At 47.7% G+C, this 16,882-nt stretch carries 15 protein-coding genes and 1 pseudogene; 3 read left to right on the top strand and 13 right to left on the bottom strand.

All coding sequences use genetic code 11. The features are described 5' to 3' along the window. Positions 1–152 precede the first annotated feature (152 nt). The 11 genes and pseudogenes from tnpA to ACFQNG_RS09870 all read right to left on the bottom strand — a co-directional run. Positions 153–452: pseudogene (gene tnpA, locus ACFQNG_RS09920) on the bottom strand (IS200/IS605 family transposase); the annotation flags it as partial. Between the two features lie 243 nt (positions 453–695). Continuing rightward, the gene (locus ACFQNG_RS09915) at positions 696–1,946 is read right to left on the bottom strand and encodes an MFS transporter (protein ID WP_379864767.1); all 1,251 of its coding nucleotides are present in this window, start codon (positions 1,944–1,946) and stop codon (positions 696–698) included. 189 nt (positions 1,947–2,135) lie between these two features. Continuing rightward, a complete protein-coding gene (locus ACFQNG_RS09910) occupies positions 2,136–2,888 on the bottom strand; it encodes a GntR family transcriptional regulator (RefSeq protein WP_379864766.1) in 753 nt (250 codons plus the stop codon). After that, positions 2,882–4,480: a glycoside hydrolase family 3 protein gene (locus ACFQNG_RS09905; RefSeq protein WP_379864765.1), complete on the bottom strand. Its 1,599-nt coding sequence runs from the start codon at positions 4,478–4,480 to the stop codon at positions 2,882–2,884. Before ACFQNG_RS09905 ends, ACFQNG_RS09910 begins: the two co-directional genes overlap by 7 nt. A 12-nt stretch (positions 4,481–4,492) precedes the next feature. Then, positions 4,493–5,359 (bottom strand): carbohydrate ABC transporter permease, encoded by an 867-nt coding sequence (locus tag ACFQNG_RS09900; RefSeq protein ID WP_379864764.1) that lies wholly within the window; start codon positions 5,357–5,359, stop codon positions 4,493–4,495. 27 nt (positions 5,360–5,386) lie between these two features. After that, positions 5,387–6,253: a carbohydrate ABC transporter permease gene (locus ACFQNG_RS09895; protein ID WP_379864763.1), complete on the bottom strand. Its 867-nt coding sequence runs from the start codon at positions 6,251–6,253 to the stop codon at positions 5,387–5,389. A gap of 76 nt (positions 6,254–6,329) precedes the next feature. Next, on the bottom strand, positions 6,330–7,598 hold the full coding sequence (locus tag ACFQNG_RS09890) for an ABC transporter substrate-binding protein (protein ID WP_379864762.1): 1,269 nt from the start codon (positions 7,596–7,598) through the stop codon (positions 6,330–6,332). Between the two features lie 95 nt (positions 7,599–7,693). Then, on the bottom strand, positions 7,694–8,428 hold the full coding sequence (locus ACFQNG_RS09885; RefSeq protein ID WP_379864761.1) for an SIS domain-containing protein: 735 nt from the start codon (positions 8,426–8,428) through the stop codon (positions 7,694–7,696). 15 nt (positions 8,429–8,443) lie between these two features. Continuing rightward, the gene (nagB, locus tag ACFQNG_RS09880) at positions 8,444–9,166 is read right to left on the bottom strand and encodes a glucosamine-6-phosphate deaminase (protein ID WP_379864760.1); all 723 of its coding nucleotides are present in this window, start codon (positions 9,164–9,166) and stop codon (positions 8,444–8,446) included. A 7-nt stretch (positions 9,167–9,173) separates the two neighbouring features. Continuing rightward, positions 9,174–10,364 carry an N-acetylglucosamine-6-phosphate deacetylase gene (nagA, locus tag ACFQNG_RS09875; protein ID WP_379864759.1) on the bottom strand — a complete coding sequence of 397 codons (1,191 nt, stop codon included), beginning with the start codon at positions 10,362–10,364 and terminating at the stop codon, positions 9,174–9,176. A 324-nt stretch (positions 10,365–10,688) separates the two neighbouring features. Next, a complete protein-coding gene (locus ACFQNG_RS09870; protein ID WP_379864758.1) occupies positions 10,689–11,087 on the bottom strand; it encodes a pyrophosphohydrolase domain-containing protein in 399 nt (132 codons plus the stop codon). A 72-nt stretch (positions 11,088–11,159) separates the two neighbouring features. On the opposite strand from ACFQNG_RS09870, the gene ACFQNG_RS09865 reads away from it, so the two are divergent. Further along, the gene (locus ACFQNG_RS09865) at positions 11,160–11,321 is read left to right on the top strand and encodes a hypothetical protein (RefSeq protein ID WP_379864757.1); all 162 of its coding nucleotides are present in this window, start codon (positions 11,160–11,162) and stop codon (positions 11,319–11,321) included. 32 nt (positions 11,322–11,353) lie between these two features. On the opposite strand, the gene ACFQNG_RS09860 is transcribed toward ACFQNG_RS09865, so the two are convergent. Together ACFQNG_RS09860 and ACFQNG_RS09855 are read right to left on the bottom strand one after the other, a co-directional pair. After that, positions 11,354–12,388 carry a ribonucleotide-diphosphate reductase subunit beta gene (locus ACFQNG_RS09860; RefSeq protein WP_379864756.1) on the bottom strand — a complete coding sequence of 345 codons (1,035 nt, stop codon included), beginning with the start codon at positions 12,386–12,388 and terminating at the stop codon, positions 11,354–11,356. A 26-nt stretch (positions 12,389–12,414) separates the two neighbouring features. Next, the gene (locus tag ACFQNG_RS09855) at positions 12,415–14,625 is read right to left on the bottom strand and encodes a ribonucleoside-diphosphate reductase subunit alpha (RefSeq protein ID WP_379864755.1); all 2,211 of its coding nucleotides are present in this window, start codon (positions 14,623–14,625) and stop codon (positions 12,415–12,417) included. Between the two features lie 311 nt (positions 14,626–14,936). On the opposite strand from ACFQNG_RS09855, the gene ACFQNG_RS09850 reads away from it, so the two are divergent. Together ACFQNG_RS09850 and ACFQNG_RS09845 are read left to right on the top strand one after the other, a co-directional pair. Then, a complete protein-coding gene (locus ACFQNG_RS09850) occupies positions 14,937–16,280 on the top strand; it encodes a VWA domain-containing protein (protein WP_379864754.1) in 1,344 nt (447 codons plus the stop codon). A gap of 131 nt (positions 16,281–16,411) precedes the next feature. After that, positions 16,412–16,741 (top strand): DMT family transporter, encoded by a 330-nt coding sequence (locus ACFQNG_RS09845; RefSeq protein ID WP_379864753.1) that lies wholly within the window; start codon positions 16,412–16,414, stop codon positions 16,739–16,741. Positions 16,742–16,882 lie beyond the last annotated feature (141 nt).

Raw genomic sequence — 16,882 nt, 5'->3', positions numbered from 1 at the left:
TTTAGATTTGGCTCTGTTGCGAATGTCGGTCAAGTCTTCCATGCGAATGACACCCACACCGTGGGCACTCCCTGATCTTGTAAAGCAGGAAGTGCTTTTGATTCCAGAAACTGTAGAATGATCATATTTAGTAATCGTTCTGCATCAGTCTCCAGATGGGACAAGTGTTTAAATTCTTGTCTCAGTCTTCTTGAAGTCACTCCTTTCACTTTTGCCATGATATCAGAGGGTGAATGAGTAGGAAGACAGTTCAAGAACAAATGACCATGATCAGGCATGACTTCCATAGCGACAATGACGCATTCATTCTCTTCACCAATTTCGGTCACCCGTTCCTTGAATCGCTCTTCTACTTGATTCACCAGTACTTTTCTTCGATAGCGCGGACAAAAAACAAAATGATAGTTGATTAAAGAGACCGTTGTTCTTGTTCTTCTGTCGTCTTGTTCCATATCCAGATCCTAACCGTTCGATCCGCAAACTGCAACATCAAAAGATAAAAAATAGTTGCTCTAAGCATCCCCTTTATGGGGATACCGAGCAACGCCGTCTTTCATCCCACGATTGAAACAGTGGGCTTTCAGCCAGCAAAAATCTGTAATATCACCCTGTTTGAGCAAAATCCGGGTGTTTCCTATCATTCAATCAGTCATGGCACTTCCCCCTCATTCGCGATGCCCCCTCCGCCCTTTCCATCATACCATCCTGTTCGATTCACTCTCACCTTCTCTACGGATATGATCCATCCGATCAATCTGGCGGCGCAACGTCGGGATGAGCAAAAGGCAAACGAAATAAAACACAGTGGTTAGCCAATACACATACTGCACGCCTAGCGCATCGGTTACAAACCCCATGAGCAAGACAGAGCCCGCATATAAAATGTTCAGCAACGTATAATGGGCTGCCGCGATTTCGGGATATGTTTCGTTCGTCGTATTTCGTTGCAATATCGTTTGCTGGGCAACCCGGCGAATTTGGAACATGGGACCCAATAACGTAATGAAAGAAAGCGCCAATCCGGGAATCGTTGTGAACGAAAAGCTAAATGTAAATAAAACCATACCAGTCAAGCCGATTACCATACTCGCAACAATATGGCGGGATACCCATTTGGACATGGATAAAATCACAAATCCGGCAATCATCGTTCCCGCGAAATATCCCGTATTCATGATTCCCCACCAGAAAGCGCCTTTGTGAAGCACTTTGTTGACAAATACCAAAATAATGGCTCCCGTCCAGATGCCCGCACCCAATACGATCAACAAATCAATCGCCGTCACTGTCCTAACAGCGGGACTATTCCAAATATTTACCCACCCGCTTTTGATTTGATCCCAGCGTCTGCTTTTCCGCTTGGGCTCAACCTTGGATCGATCTTTAATGAACAGTGTGAAGACAGTGGAGACGGCAAACAAAATCCACGTGAGGGCCAACAATTGCGCCTCATTCATCACGGACAGGATCCCACCGCCCACAGACCAACCTGTCAAGAGGGCGATCTGATCCAGTGTGCTCAACAAACTATTGGCTTCCACCAATTCCCCATCCTCGACAAGTCTGGGCACTAACGCATTCCGGGTCGGCGTCGTCCAACCGTCCAAAAATGAAATAACAAAAGTTAATACCAATAAAAGGGGAATCGCCCCTTCATCCTTGCCATTTAAAAATGCGAGCAAGACCACGCTGGCAAGCAACACGGTTTGGGAAGCTTGTGACATAAACAAAATGCGTTGCAAACGAAATCGCCCCAACAACAACGGGACGACCAAACCACTCGATGAAACAGCGAGCACCCTGAGTATGGGAAACAAGGCAGCGATCAGTGTCAACCCTGTCGCTTGGTAAATCAACGTAACCATGGCTAAAATAAAAAATGAATCCCCCAGGTTGGCCATTGTTTGCCCCAACCACAAGCAATGAAAAGACCAATTTTTCTTCATTATTTTCACCACTTTCTACAACCACATAATAAGATATAAACCCATACTTATTCTATGTAAAAGGTTTAAAATTACAAATGTTCAATCATATTTTAACACAACCATTCAACTTAATGAAATAAATACTTTCATTCATTTTCATAAAAAAGAAGAGAGATCGCATTCAATCTCTCTTCTATCCTTAAAGATTTATGGTTGCAGAAAAATCTCATACTTATAGCGGTCAGACCGATAAATACAGCGCGTATACTCCATCACTTCATCCTGCGCCAAATAGGTCGTCCGCTGAAACAGGATCGCCAATGAATGATTCGGCAGTCCCAACAGCTTGCTCTCATACTCGTTGGTTAGAACGGGTTCAATTGTTTGCCTTGCGTATAGGGGTTGGTACTGATAATTGTCTTTTAAGACGGCATATAACGATTGTCCTTCCAGCATCTCCTTATTTAACCCAGGCACTTTCTGCTCATCAAGCCAAACCGTTTCCAACGCCAAAGGTTCCCCATCGACGATCCGCAACCGCTTGATTTCAGCCACATGTTCGTGATGCGGAAGCATCCGCAAATTCCTTTTCAAATTGAGCGTGGCTTCAACGATCGAAAAGTTTAAAATTCGCGTCTCCACTGTCACGCCCTTTCCTTCCATTTCTTCGGTGAAACCTTTGAGCCGCGTAATCAGGTGCTTCGGTTTGGGCTCTGCCACAAACGTTCCTTTGCCTTGCTCCCGATATAAAACCCCTTCATTGACCAAGGCAATCACCGCTTTACGTGCCGTCATGCGGCTGATGTTATGGATTTCGCACAATTCGCGCTCAGGCGGAATCGCGTCGCCGGGTTTCAGTTCTTCATTATCTATCATCTCTTGAATGATTTCTTTCAACTGGTAATATAAAGGAATCGGACTGTTTTTCAATACCTTGCGCATGGTTTGCTTCTTCACCATTCTTCCTTCCTTCTTTTCACATGGTCATCTAACTTTACCGGCACTTTCCCTTTAAAAGTGAGCGCTCCTTGAAGCTGACGAACCAGGGTGGCCATCTGTTGTTCAGTGACAGCATAGGTGGCCAATACCGTCGTATCGAATGGAATCAACTCACTATCATACGGGTCCCGCAGCATGATTGCAATAAGAGGTCGGATTTCGGCTAATTTTTTCATCACCGCGATCTGCCCAGGGAAACGATAAGCGTTGATCGTTCCCTGCAAGATGAGATCCGCTTCATTCGCTTTTTGCCATAACCCATCCCTTGCTGCTTCGTCAAGCGACAGCTCCACAACGGACACCTGGGGATAGGCTTGTTTGAGATAAGTGACCAACTTCATTTCTTGTTGATCAGAGGTATCCGCTTCTGAGAGATTGCAAAGCTGCGGTAAGACCACCAACAACTTTTTATCCGGCGCCACAGGGAGCAGCCGGCCCGGATCGCGCAGCAACGTGATGGATTGTTCAGCGACCTGTCGCGCCAAATCCGTTCCCGATGTTCCGAGCTTTTCCCTGGCATGCTGATAAGTCGCAATCCTTTGCTTAAACCGCAAGATCCGCCTTAGCGAGAGATGAATCCGTTCTTCCGTCAACTCCCCTGATCGAACCGCTTCCAACAAGCGCCCGTAAGCTTCTTCAATCGAAGCCCTTCCGTCATGCATATAAGCGATATCCCCACCCGCTTGGATGAAGCGCAACACCGACTCACCAGCGGAAACAAGGTTGCGCACCGCTCCCATGGCCAAATCGTCGGTGATGACCAATCCGTCGTACCCCATCTCATGGCGCAACAAGCCGCTAATCACGGTAGGGGACAAGCTGGCCGGCATGGAACCCCATTCGGAAAAGACGACATGTGTCACCATGACCGAATCCACCCCGGCGTTGACCATCTTTTGAAATGGAACCAATTCCGTCCGTCGCAACACGTCCTTTTCAGTATGGTTTGTCGCCAGCCCCAAATGCGTATCTGTCGCCGTATTTCCATGACCAGGGAAATGCTTGGCGCTCACCGCAACGCCTCCGCGATTGGCCCCTCGCTGAAAATGAATGCAATGGCTGGCGACCCGCTCGGGGTCATCCCCAAATGAACGGACGCCAATCACCGGATTTTGCTTTTCCAGATTCAGGTCTGCCACAGGCGCCAGCAAATGATTCATTCCCATTTCCGACAGCTCCCAACCCACCAATTGGCCTTGGCGTTCGGTCAAGGCCACTGAATCAGCTGCACCTAATGCCATATTACCAGGAAATTCACTGACACAGTCACCAAAAACGCTTAAAACGCCCCCCTCTTGATCACATGCAAAAATGACGGGAAAGTCCAAGCCCAACCGCGCATATATCCGCTGAATCTCAGCGGTTAACGACTTGACCTGGCCCGGATGCTCGATGTTGGGGCCATTGATGCGATATCCGGCTATCGGAATTTTCTCGATAAAGCGACGGAAGGACTCACTCACCTCCGTTCCTTCCGCCTGTCCCACCAATAATTGGCCGATCTTTTGTTCCAAGGTAAGCGATTGCAACCGCTCTTCCACCCAACGGCTCATCCAACTACCTCCTTATCCTTTCACCGCACCTGAGGTTAACCCTTTGATCACATGTCGTTGCGCCACACTGTACAACACGATGACGGGAATCAGTGTCAGCGTCACCGCCGCGGTTAACAAGCCGTAATCCGTCCCGTATTGCGAACTGACCGTCGTCAAGAGCACATTGATGGGTCGCACGTCTTCTTGCGGAACGAAAATCAGCGCCGAGAATAAGTCATTGTATGACCACAGGAAAACAAAGATGCTCGCGGTAATGAACGCGGGCCGCGATACGGGCAGCATAATGCGCCAGAAAATGGAGAAGCGGTTACATCCGTCCATAATGGCCGCCTCTTCCAAATCTTTCGGGACGGTAGCCATATACGCGGACAACACCAGGATGGTAAACGGCAAAAAACCGGCCGTATGCGGAATGATCAAGGCCCAATACGTATTTAACAGCTGAAGATCTTTCAAGATCTCAAACACAGGCACCACCGTAGCAAACGCTGGAATTAACAAACTGGCCACCAAGGTGGTTTGAATGAGCGCGCGCAAGCGGAATTGGAACCGGGACAAAACATAGGCGGCCATACCACCGCACAACAGAGTTAATAATACCGTACCACCGGACATGATGAAACTGTTAAGATAACTTTGCCCGATATTGACTTGCTCAAACGCTTTCATATAGTTGTCGACCGTCGGGCTCAAGGCCACGGAAAAAGAATCATTCACCACTTGTTGCGATGGTTTCAACGAGTTGTTGATCACCCAGAACAGCGGATAAATCGTGGTCAACGACCATAAACCCAAACACACATAAACGACCATCCGCACCATCTTCTGTCTATACAGAGCCAGCGTCATTTTTTCCCATACCGTCTTATGTTTCAACTTCCCCACCTCATTTCCTTCCATCTTCTAATAGGTGATTTCTTCTTGCTTCAACAAGTGTTGGGCGATGAATGAGAACAAGAGTCCCAAGATGACGATCCATACGGCAATCGTCGCGCCATACCCAAAAGCTTGGCTGGTAAATGTTTTTTGATACATATACGTTCCCAATACTTCAGACGAGTTGGCGGGACCGCCGCCACTGATGATAAACACGAGTTCAAACACTTTCAGGGCGCCTGTGATCGCCAACAGGATCGAAGTCTTCACATCACTCCAAATCAAGGGGATGGTAATGTGAATCGTCTTTTGAAAGCCAGTAATCCCTTCCAATTGCGCAGCTTCATAAAAATCATCGGGAATCTTGGACATGGCCGTCAGCACGATGACAAAGTAAAACCCAACATATTGCCAGATGGTTGGGATCGCGACCGCCAGCAGGGAGGTTTCTTCTGTCATCCAGACGATCTTTTTGAAACCGAAGTGGACCAGAATCTGGTTCAACATGCCATTGTCATAGTTATAAAAAAGCGTAAACATAAGTCCGATTGCCGTAGCCGAGATGGCGACTGGAAAGAAGAAGGTGGATCGGAAAAAGTTTTTGCCAAAGCGGATCGAATCCACCAGGATGGCTAGCACAACACCCAATCCCACTTGGAAAACCACCGCATACAACATGATTTCCAACGTATTGAGTGTGGCCATCTTCACAACTTCATCCTCCGCCAAGCGAATGTAGTTATCGAGACCGACAAACCGGTTGACGAACAAGCCATCGGAGTAATAGAAACTTTTGATGATACTGCGAATGAACGGATAATATAGAAACACGCCCGTCAGTAAGACCGTTGGTAGCAAAAAAAGAAAAATGACGCTTCGATCACCCTTGTGCATGGGAAAGCTCCTTTCTTTTTTTAAAGCGGAAGCCTTGCATCATACGCAAAACTTCCGCTTTTGCCTCAATCGATATTTACTTTTTCGTTTTTTCTTGCTCAATTTTCTGGGCTGCGCTCAAGACATCTTGAATGGTTTTCTTGCCTTGCACGATGTAAGGAATGCCTTTTCTAATTTCGTTAAACGCTTCAGCTGAGATTTGCGCGTCGATCGGCAAGGACAGGGAGCTGGCTTCTTGCACCATTTTGTGGCCGTTTTTCGCTACGGTTGGCAAACTGTCTACCGTTACATCTACTGCTGGCACCCCGCCATTGGCTTCCGCGAATTTCTTAATCATGTCTTTAGAAGTGAGATACTTGATCAGCTCCAACGCCAAGCCTTTTTTATCCTTGTCTTCATGAGACTTTTTGCTCAGGTAGAAACCGGAGGTATAGCCGGCAACCAAATCTTTCGGATTGGCTTTGCCACCCGGCAACACCGGAAAAGGCAACACTTCCACATCTTCTTTATCCGTCAAGCCGCCCAAGATCCAAGATCCGTTGACGATCATGGCCGCTTGCTTGTTCTTGAACAGCTCTTGCGCTTGCGCGTCTTTCATGGTCAACGCGTCTTTTGGGAAACCGCCTTTGTCATACACCTCTTTGATTTGTTCCAAACCTTGTGCCCAAGTTGGGTGAATACCGTTATCAAATTTGCTGTTATGACCTGCGGGGCCACCGGCGGACAAGATGAAATGTTCGATCAGGTAGTAGGATTCCTCCAACGACCCGGCAATTGGCACAATTCCGTTTTCGGCGAAGATTTCGACTGCTTTGTTGAATTTATCCCAATCCGTTGGCAATTCGAGATTGTACTTCTCAAACAAGCTTTTGTTAACAAACAGCCCTTCATAGAACCCAGTTACAGGAACCGCGTATATTTTGTCATCTTTCGCTTTCATTTGCGTTTTGACGTTTTCGGAAAACGCATCCCCCCACGCTTTATCTTTCGCAAAGAGTTCATCGTAAGGAATGACGGCGCCAGATTGGACGATCGGCTCGGCTTCCGCTCCTGTGAAGAAGAATGTCACGTCGGGTTCGTTGCCTGAAGCGAAGTCCGTCTTCACTTTCGTGCGGAAGTCATCACCTGTAGCCGTCATCGATTCATCGACTATTTCGACATCTGGGTGCGCTTTCATAAAATCTTTTAAAGCTTGGTCATATGTTTTCTTCGCAGGGTCTGTTCCACCAAACATCGTCACAATGCGCAGTTTGATCTTGCCGCCATCTGCGCTTGGCGAACAACCGGTCAGAGCGATCATCAAGGTAAGAACGATTGCAAGAAGGCCTGTCCCACATTTCCGCATGCCTTTTCACCAACCTCAAGAAAATTTGTAATATTGACTATACCAATTTTATAAAGTTGTCAAAGTTATGTCAATACTAAATTATATTCATATTTTTATTTAAGAATCGGTATCTTTTTGGCATACTTTTCTATTAAACCTTGGTTGTATTCATCGGCTCCCGGTATATTGCCGCTTCGAAAAACAGGCACTTCCACTCCCGCTTCAACCAACCGCTCGACCGCTTCAACCAGCACGGACTGCAAAATAAATGAACCCAATATCGTTGAACTCGGGCCAAATTTTGCCGGTACCTGTCCATGGGAAAGCAAAGCATCGCCTTGATCTACATGATTGTTTAATACCAAGTCAACCACTTCCGACAGATGCTTGCCTGAATTATGGCGTGACGGCACACCATCGGCATACGCGAGCGACGTTAAACCGATCACTTTGGCCCCTTTTTCCCCGGCCAAAAGAGCCGCTTCGATTGGCACCGGGTTGATGCCTGAAGTGGAGATCACGATCATCACATCTCCCGGTTGGATCGGTTGCTCCGCCATAAACGTCTTTGCCAAACCATGTTGCCGTTCCAATTGCGATGAACGCACGGCCCCCTTGTGCAACATCAACTCTTCTATAAAAATTGGATGGATGGGAACTAACCCACCCGCGCGGTAAAACACATCCTCCGCTAGCAAGTGGGAGTGACCACATCCAAACAAATGGACAATTCCTTCTTGTTGAATGGCATCAGCAATCAACCTTGCGGCTTCCCGCATCACCGGCAGTTCTTCCCGCTTTAGCTCTGCCAGCTTCTTCTCTATTAACTCCATAAACTTCAAAACCATATTCATATCCCCTCTCTACAGATTCCAGGCCTCTTCATCAGCGATGATGGTCACATGGGAATGTTGTTTCAAGATGGAAGCAGGTAAATCTTCCGACATCGGCTCATTCAACAAGCGGTGCAAGACGGGCGCTTTATGCTTACCCGACACCAATAGGATAATTTTCTTACTTTGCATGATTGTTGCCAAGCCCATGGTAATCGCATGGGTGGGCATTTCTTCTTCCTTGGTGAAATAACGGCGATTCGCTTCTTTGGTCGATTCCGTCAATGTAACCACGTGCGTTGCTGATTGAAATGACGTTCCGGGTTCATTAAACCCGATATGTCCATTTATGCCAATCCCTAAGATCTGCAAGTCAATGCCGCCTGTAGACGCAATCGCGTCTTCGTATTGTTGGCACTCCACCTGTAAGTTTGTCGCTACACCTGAAGGGATATGCGTCTGTTCCGGTGAAATATCCAGATGCGCAAACAAATGCTTGCGCATATAATAGGCAAAGCTGCTTGGATGTTCCGGCGCCAACCCGACATATTCGTCCAGATTAAATGTGCGCACTCCGGCATACGATGTCCCGTGCTTCCGGTGATCGGCAATCATTTTTTGATAGATGCCGGTTGGGGTTGCCCCTGTGGCCAACCCCAACACAGAATGGCGGTTTTGCTGGACTTGAGCGATGATCATCGTTGCCGCGTGTTCACATAGTTCGTCATAATCTCTCGCTCTGATGATCTCCATTTTTTGATCATTGCTCCTTTGCTTGATAAGCAATTGCCCCACGGCAAATTGTCATCATCACTTCCAGATTTTCGTCAAGGACCACAATATCCGCATCTTTTCCCACCGCAATGCTTCCTTTGCGATCATCCAATTTTAACTCTTTGGCGGCATTGCCAGCCGTCATTTGAATCAGTTGCTCGATGGAGCAATCGACGAAATGATGCATATTCTTAAATGCATCTTTCATCTTCAGGATGCTTCCTGCCAGTGTGCCATCCGCCAGTCGGGCGTCGGTTTCCGTTACCGTGACTTCTTGCCCTCCAAGATCATAGGTCCCGCTCTTGAGGCATTTCGCCCGCATGGAATCCGTAATCAGCACGATTCGCTCCGACGTGAGTTGCTTGTATGCCACTTTGACACTGTTCCGTTCGATGTGAATGCCATCAACGATCATTTCCACCATTAACTCATCCCGCAACAAGGCGGCGCCCGCCACACCCGGTTCACGGTGATGAAAACCTCTCATCCCATTAAACAAATGGGTGACATGGCTCAGTCCCGCATCGATGGCTTCAGCGACATGGTGATAGCAAGCATCGGAATGTCCGATGGATGCAATGACACCTGTTTCTTTCAGATAACGGGTCAATTCCAGTCCGCCCGGCTCTTCCGGAGCCAAGGTAACCAGGCGGATCCAGCCACGCGCCATCTCTTGCCACTTGGCAAACTGTTCGCGATCTGGGTTGACAATATACTCTGGCGGCTGCGCGCCGGCACGCTTCTTGTTAATAAATGGGCCTTCGAGATGGACACCCACACACTCCGCTTTGCCTGGAGCTTGATGCTGTTCGATGTAATGGGCCGCGTTGACCAATGCGGCTTCAATGTTATCGTGTGATTGCGTGATGGTGGTGGCGAGAAAGCTCGTCGTACCCTCTTTGGCCAGATGTACGGCCATTGTATCAAGCGCTTCCACCGTAGCATCCATGGTATCTGCCCCACCAGCACCATGAATATGAACGTCGATCATCCCAGGAATGATTCGGTGTGCTTCCGACAGCTCAATCACCTGGACACCTTTGGGGTCAGGCATCTGGTTCATTGGTCCGAAATTTTTGATTTTACCATCAACAAGCTCGATATATCCTGGCGCAATCTTTCCTGTCTCTGCATAAATCGTCACATTTCTTATCATGAGAGGGGAAACCGGATTCATATAAACAATCTCCTTTTTCCTTACATTACAATTTAAGTTTAGCACCCTTATGTATAGTTGTCTATACCATATATCCAATATTCCCACAAGACAAGCCAAACATCAGCAACATTTTCAAGTTTTCCTTCACATACTATTCCCTATCTCATATATCCCTATGAAAAAAACGGCTAGATCATCCCTAGCCACCTGTTTACAACGAAAGCTGAAATTTGTTGCTCTGAGCATCCCTGCAAGTGGGATACCGAGCAACTACATTCCACACCGCTAAAAACCTTGCGATTCTTGGACTATTGACCTTCCATCCTTCATCCCATGACCGGTTTATCCCTTTCTTTCCCACCGTTGACGCTCAATCTCTTCACACAGTCGAGGACCCGGGTCTTGCCATGTCGGCGGTTTGATCACTTTCCCGTCTTCCTCTCGATAACGCGGTTTGCCATCTTCCCACAACTTGCTCATGTTGGCTTCATGCACGACCTGAAAGAGAGCGTCCGGTTTGACCCCCATTTCAACCAAAGTTCCCAGGGCCAAATAAATGGTATCGATCATCGCATCCGCTTGAGCCGGCAGCGTATCCGCCTCCATAAACTCTTGAATCTCCTCCATCATCCATTTGGCGCGCCTCTTCACCCGCTCTTGCTCCAATAAACGCGGTCGCTCTTGATAAGGCACATCAAAGGTCACATGAAACGCTTTTACGTCATTCCATTCCTTGTCCATCAAACTTCCTCCAGTCATATGAATAGTCCTAGCTATCAGTGAATAATTTCGATACCAGGAGGTGGAAAAATCATGTTATTGCTACTTTTTCAAATCGCTCTCGTTTTCATCTTGGTTCATGCTGTCATCACCGCCTATCAGCTGTTCCGGGCGCAAAATTGGTTTGAATTTGTGTACCAACTCGCTATCGCTGTCGCCGCGCTTTATTTCTTGTTCAATCAGTTCCCCATATGAAAACGCCTCCCCGGTCGGGGAGGCGTTTTCCATTAGAGGTCACCGAAATCAAGCGAACTCGCCTTGGAATAGTTGGTTACTTTCTGCTCGAAGAAGTCCGTTTTGGTTGCATTCAAATTGGAGAAGCTCTCCACCCACTTCATCGGATGGGTGGTGATTTCAGGATAAAGAATATCCAAGCCCAACCGGCTTAACCGTTCGTTTGCCAAGTATTTAATGTACCGTTCCAACACTTCATTGGTGATGCCTTGAATTTCGTTGTTGGTGATATATTGGCCCCAGCTGATTTCATGCTCCACCGCGGTACGTGTCATCTCACGCAACTCTTCGATAAATTCCGGAGTGAACAGTTCGGGGTTTTCTTTGCGCAGTTCTTTGATCATGTTTTGGAACAAGACAACATGGGTCAACTCATCCCGTTGGATATACTTGATGATCGTTGCCGTCGCTGTCATCTTCCCTTGGCGCGCCAACGCATAGAAAAAGGAAAATCCACTATAGAAATAGAGTGACTCCAGCAAGAAGTTTGCCATGCATGTGCGCACAAAGTTTCTGTCATCTTTCTCATCGACGAACCGTTGGTACAAATCCGCGATGAAACGGTTCCGACGCAAGAGGTGTTCGTCATTGCGCCATTCGTCATAGATGTTTTCTCGCGTCTCCGGCGAACATACGCTATCCAGAATGTAACTGTAGGATTGAGCGTGAATTTCCTCCTGGAACGCCTGGATATTCAAGAGGGAGTTCACTTCGGGCGCCGTAACATACTCGTTGATGTTGGGCAAGTTCTCCCCTTGGATCGAATCCAAGAAGTTCAAAAAGGAAATGGTTTTATCGAAAGCGCGTCTCTCTGCGGGCGACAGTTCCATAAACTGCTTCGCGTCGCTCGCCAGCGGAATCTCTTCGGGAATCCAGAAGTTGTTCAGCATCGCCCGGTACAGTTTATGCGCCCAATCATATTTAATCCGGTTCCACTCACGCAGGTTGGTGGTGTTCCCATTGATTAAGCGTTGGGTTCCCCGTTGTCCATGTTCGTTAAAAATCTTTTTCCGTTCTAACTTCGCCATGCCCTATCACCTTTCTACCCACTCTGTTATGAAGAACAGCTTACACAATCTTCCACTTCCAATGATTGGTTGCGCACATAGTAGATGGTTTTCAAGCCGTTCTCCCATGCATCCATATAGAGATCCAAAAACTCACGCGCAGTTGTGTTCGGCGTGATGTACAAATTAAAGGATTGCGATTGGTCGATGTGCCGTTGCCGTCTTCCCGCCGCACGAATGCTCCAGTGTTGGTCGATCAAGTGCGCTTCCTTGTAATACCAAGTCGTTTCGGCATTGAGATTGGGCGCTGTTTGCGGAATGATCGCTCCGCGTTTTTCTTCGACAAAATACTTCGCATACACGGGATCGATGCCGGCAGTGGAACCTGCGATCAGTGAAGTGGACCCGGTTGGGGCTACGGCAAATACCCATGCGTTGCGCATGCCGTGCTCAGCCACTTCTTCCCGCAGCTTTTGCCAACGCTCACTGGTGTATCCGCGCCGCTCGAAATATTCTCCCGTCTGCCATTCACTTCCATCAAACAGCGGATAACTCCCCTTCTCTTTGGCGATCTCCATCGAGGCTCGAATCGCGTGATATGCCAAATCCTCAAACAGTTGATCCGCCTCTTCCACATGCTCTTCCGATTCCCACATGATTTTTCGTTGCGCTAGGTATTGATGATATCCGCTGGTTCCCAATCCCACCGCGCGGTACTTCTTATTGGTCAATTCCGCTTGTTTAACGGGATAGATATTGAGATCAATCACATTGTCCAACATCCGCATTTGCACAGAAACGATGCGGGCAATATCTTCTTTGCTTTCAAGCCGTCCCAAGTTGATGGAGGAAAGATTGCATACGACGAAATCACCTGGCTTTTGTTTCGTCACGATGATGCCATCTTCCAGCTCTTCCGAGATTAACTCCGTCGGGGACATGTTTTGGCAGATTTCCGTGCATAGGTTGGAAGAATAGACAACCCCTTTATGTTTGTTGGGATTGGCCCGGTTTACCGTATCGCGGAAGAAGAGGAAAGGCGTTCCCGTTTCAAAGGCGCTTACCATGATCCGCTTCATGATTTCAATCGCCGGAATCTCGGTCTTATGCAGGTCAGGATGGGCCGAACACTCTTCATACCGGCGGGTAAACTCGTCACCCCAATAGTCCTCGATGGAATACCCCATCACTTCACGCACTTCATGCGGATCGAACAGATACCAGGATTCCCGCTTTTTTACCCGCTCCATAAATACGTCAGGAATGCACACGCCAGGGAAAATATCATGGGCTTTGAGACGGTCATCCCCGTTATTGGTCTTCAAGTTAAGGAAGTCCAGGATATCAGCATGCCAGACATCCAGGTAAATGGCGAATGCCCCACGGCGCACCCCCAATTGATCCACCGCCACCGCTGTGTTGTTGTAGTTGCGGATCCATGGGATGACACCGCCGGAAGCTCCTTTATGACCGCGTATTTTCGATCCTTTGGAGCGCACTTTGCCCAAGTAGATACCCACACCGCCTCCGTGTTTGGACACTTGCGCGGTCGCGGAGTTGGTATTGTAGATCGACCACAAGGAATCATCCACAGTGTCAATAAAGCAAGAAGAAAGTTGATGCAATGGCTTGCCCGCGTTGCTTAATGTCGGTGTGGCCACCGTCATCTCCAGCTTGGACAGCACATCATAAAACTGTTTGGCCCAACCGACGCGGTCATTTTCTTTTTGTGCGAGGTGCATCGCGATAATCATGAAGCGCTCCTGGGGCAACTCCATCACTTTCCCATCATAATCCCGCACAATATAACGATCCGCCAACACTTTCAGTCCGATATAATTAAATAAATAGTCCCGTTCCGGCACAATGTACCGTTCCAACTCTTCCAACTCATCTTTGGTGTAATGCTCCAGCAAATATTTTCCGTACAAGCCCTTTTCCGTCAAGGTATTTACCAGAGCATACAAGTCCCCGTATTTTTCTTGTGGTTGATAACCGCGATTCATCGCCGCTTCCTCATATAATCCCTGGGCAAGGAGATGGGCGGCGACGAATTGCCAATCCGGCTCATCCACGCTTGTCTTTTCAACGGCTGCTTGAATCACGATTTGCAACGCTTCCTTGTCGGTCATGTTGTCACGGAGTTGCATATTGGCCTCTTCAATCCATTGCTCTTTGTTCAAATGTGGAAAACGCGCACACGCTTCATCGATCACCCCGCGGTAACGCATCAGCTTTTCGGCAATTATATCGATCATGGTTCATCACGTCCGTTCTACTATATATAGTCGCTTTTGTAGTATAGCCAATACAAGATATTGTGCCAAATCAAAAAAAAGGAGGAAAAAAGACTTATAAGGAATCATAGAGACAATACCAGCTTTTTTTGTCTTTTTTCTCTATCAATCTCCTTTTTCTCTGGTTTGACTAACACCCGAAATATATTAATAAAACGTTAAGAAGTCGTTCCATTTGTAAATGGTGTAATGACATACCAAAGATACATAATAGCATACTTCTGCGTAGTTAAATCTCCAACAACTTTTTAACATTTGGGAGGCGATTTTTGATGCTTCACACAAACTTTCGTTTACTCGGTTTCACCGCCATCTTCCTCTTGTGTGTAACCAGTTGCACGCCGGCGGGTCCATCAACCCCGTCGGCCCCGAGTCCACCGGCCAAACCAACCCATTCCGTCCCCGTTTCCGCCACCCCACCCGCCTTAAAACGCAAGCTTACTCCTTTTGAACAATCACTCATGCGGGAACCCGGCTCTTTGCACGGCTCTTCTTTTAATGAAGCCGACCTTCGAAGACATTTGGACACCATTGCTTTGGCACAACCGGCTTCTGCCACCTATCAGCAACTGCTCCAATGGTTGCATGAAGATTATCGTCCTCTGGTGATCGAGACCGCCAACTTCCCAGTGGACATCCACACATTACAACCGAAACCGACCGAAGATCTTCGCTTGGAAAAACGAACCCATTTTGCGATCTTGCTGGACGCAAGCGGTAGCATGGCTGAAAAAATAGATTCAAACACAAAAATGCACAGCGCCAAAAGAGCCATTTCCTCTTTCGTCAGCAAATTGCCCAACTCCATCACCATTTCTCTCCGGGTATATGGGCATAAAGGCAGCAGCAAGGTAGCGGATAAAGCCCTCTCTTGCCAAAGCACGGAAGCGATCGTGCGGGCGACCGGATATGAAGCCGCTTCCTTTGCGAAAGCGCTGAATACGGTAAACCCAACCGGATGGACTCCCATCGCGACTGCGCTTGAAGCCATGGAACAAGACATTCCCTCCCATGCCGAAGAAGTGCATCTTTACCTGGTCAGCGACGGGGAAGAAACTTGTGGCGGCAATCCGGTCCAAGTCATGGCTCGATTACGCCAACAAGCGATTCGTCCCCAAGTTCACATCATCGGATTTCGCGTCGACAATCAGGGGCAGAAAGCCTTGAAACAGATGGCCGCCGCAGGTGCGGGAACCTTCACGTATGTTGACAGCGCCAAAGAGTTAAACCGGTTTCTGGAGAATGAAAGCAGACGATTAATGCAAGAATGGCTGCGCTGGGGCCAAGCAGCCGGAAGCGAAACCCTCCAACTTCGCCAGCAAAAATTAAGCGACGTGGATCGCTTGTTTCGCGCGTGGAAATCCACCTCGGACCGCGAAGAGGCCCATCTAAAAGCGGCCCTGCGTTATCTGCAAGACGCCCATTACTCCACTAAGGAGTTAAACACCCTGGCACAGCTCATTCACCAGCGGACGCAACAATTGGCTTCCTACCGGACAAATACCCGGCGCTCATTACAGGAGGCCATCAAAAAAAATGGTTGGAAAACGTGGAACGGAATTTGGGATGAAGGGACAGATCAAATCAAGGATCAATGGAACCATAAAGAAAAATAACATTCCACACCATTATTTAACAGATTCACCGTTTACTTTTGATGGAATTTATTGTATAATTAAAATATACAATTCCAAATTCTTTTATCATTCGCTTTAACTCGTGTGTATCTCCAATTTGGGGTGGGATAATGAAATCCGTCATATTTCTCTTGATCGCAATCATCAGTGAAGTTATCGCAACCTGTGCGCTCAAGGAATCGGCCAGCTTTACTCGTCCCGTTCCCAGCCTGATCGTCATCATCGGCTATGGTGTCGCCTTTTACCTATTCACCATCAGCCTGAAACAGATCCCTCTTGGGATCGCTTATGCCATCTGGTCAGGCTTGGGAACCGTAGGGACCATCCTCGTCGCCAACTACCTGTGGGACGAGAAGTTGCAACTGGCTCAGCTAGCTGGTGTCATTCTCATTATCATTGGAAGCGTGATGGTGAATCTCTTTAAACAACCTTCATTATAAGAGAAAAGGGAAAGCCAATCCGATGGCGATTGGCTTTCCCTTTTTTAATGTGTTGTGCCATTTGTCTTGATTTTCACTTATCCACAATCTATTTTGGGTGATTCATTTCTTCTGCCTTTATTGTTTGTAATGCAAACTTGT

It is taken from the genome of Laceyella putida (assembly GCF_042665195.1).
In the GTDB taxonomy this organism is placed as follows: domain Bacteria; phylum Bacillota; class Bacilli; order Thermoactinomycetales; family Thermoactinomycetaceae; genus Laceyella; species Laceyella putida.
The sequence above is the reverse complement of the archived record's forward strand: the minus strand, read 5'-3'. Positions and strand labels throughout refer to the sequence as shown.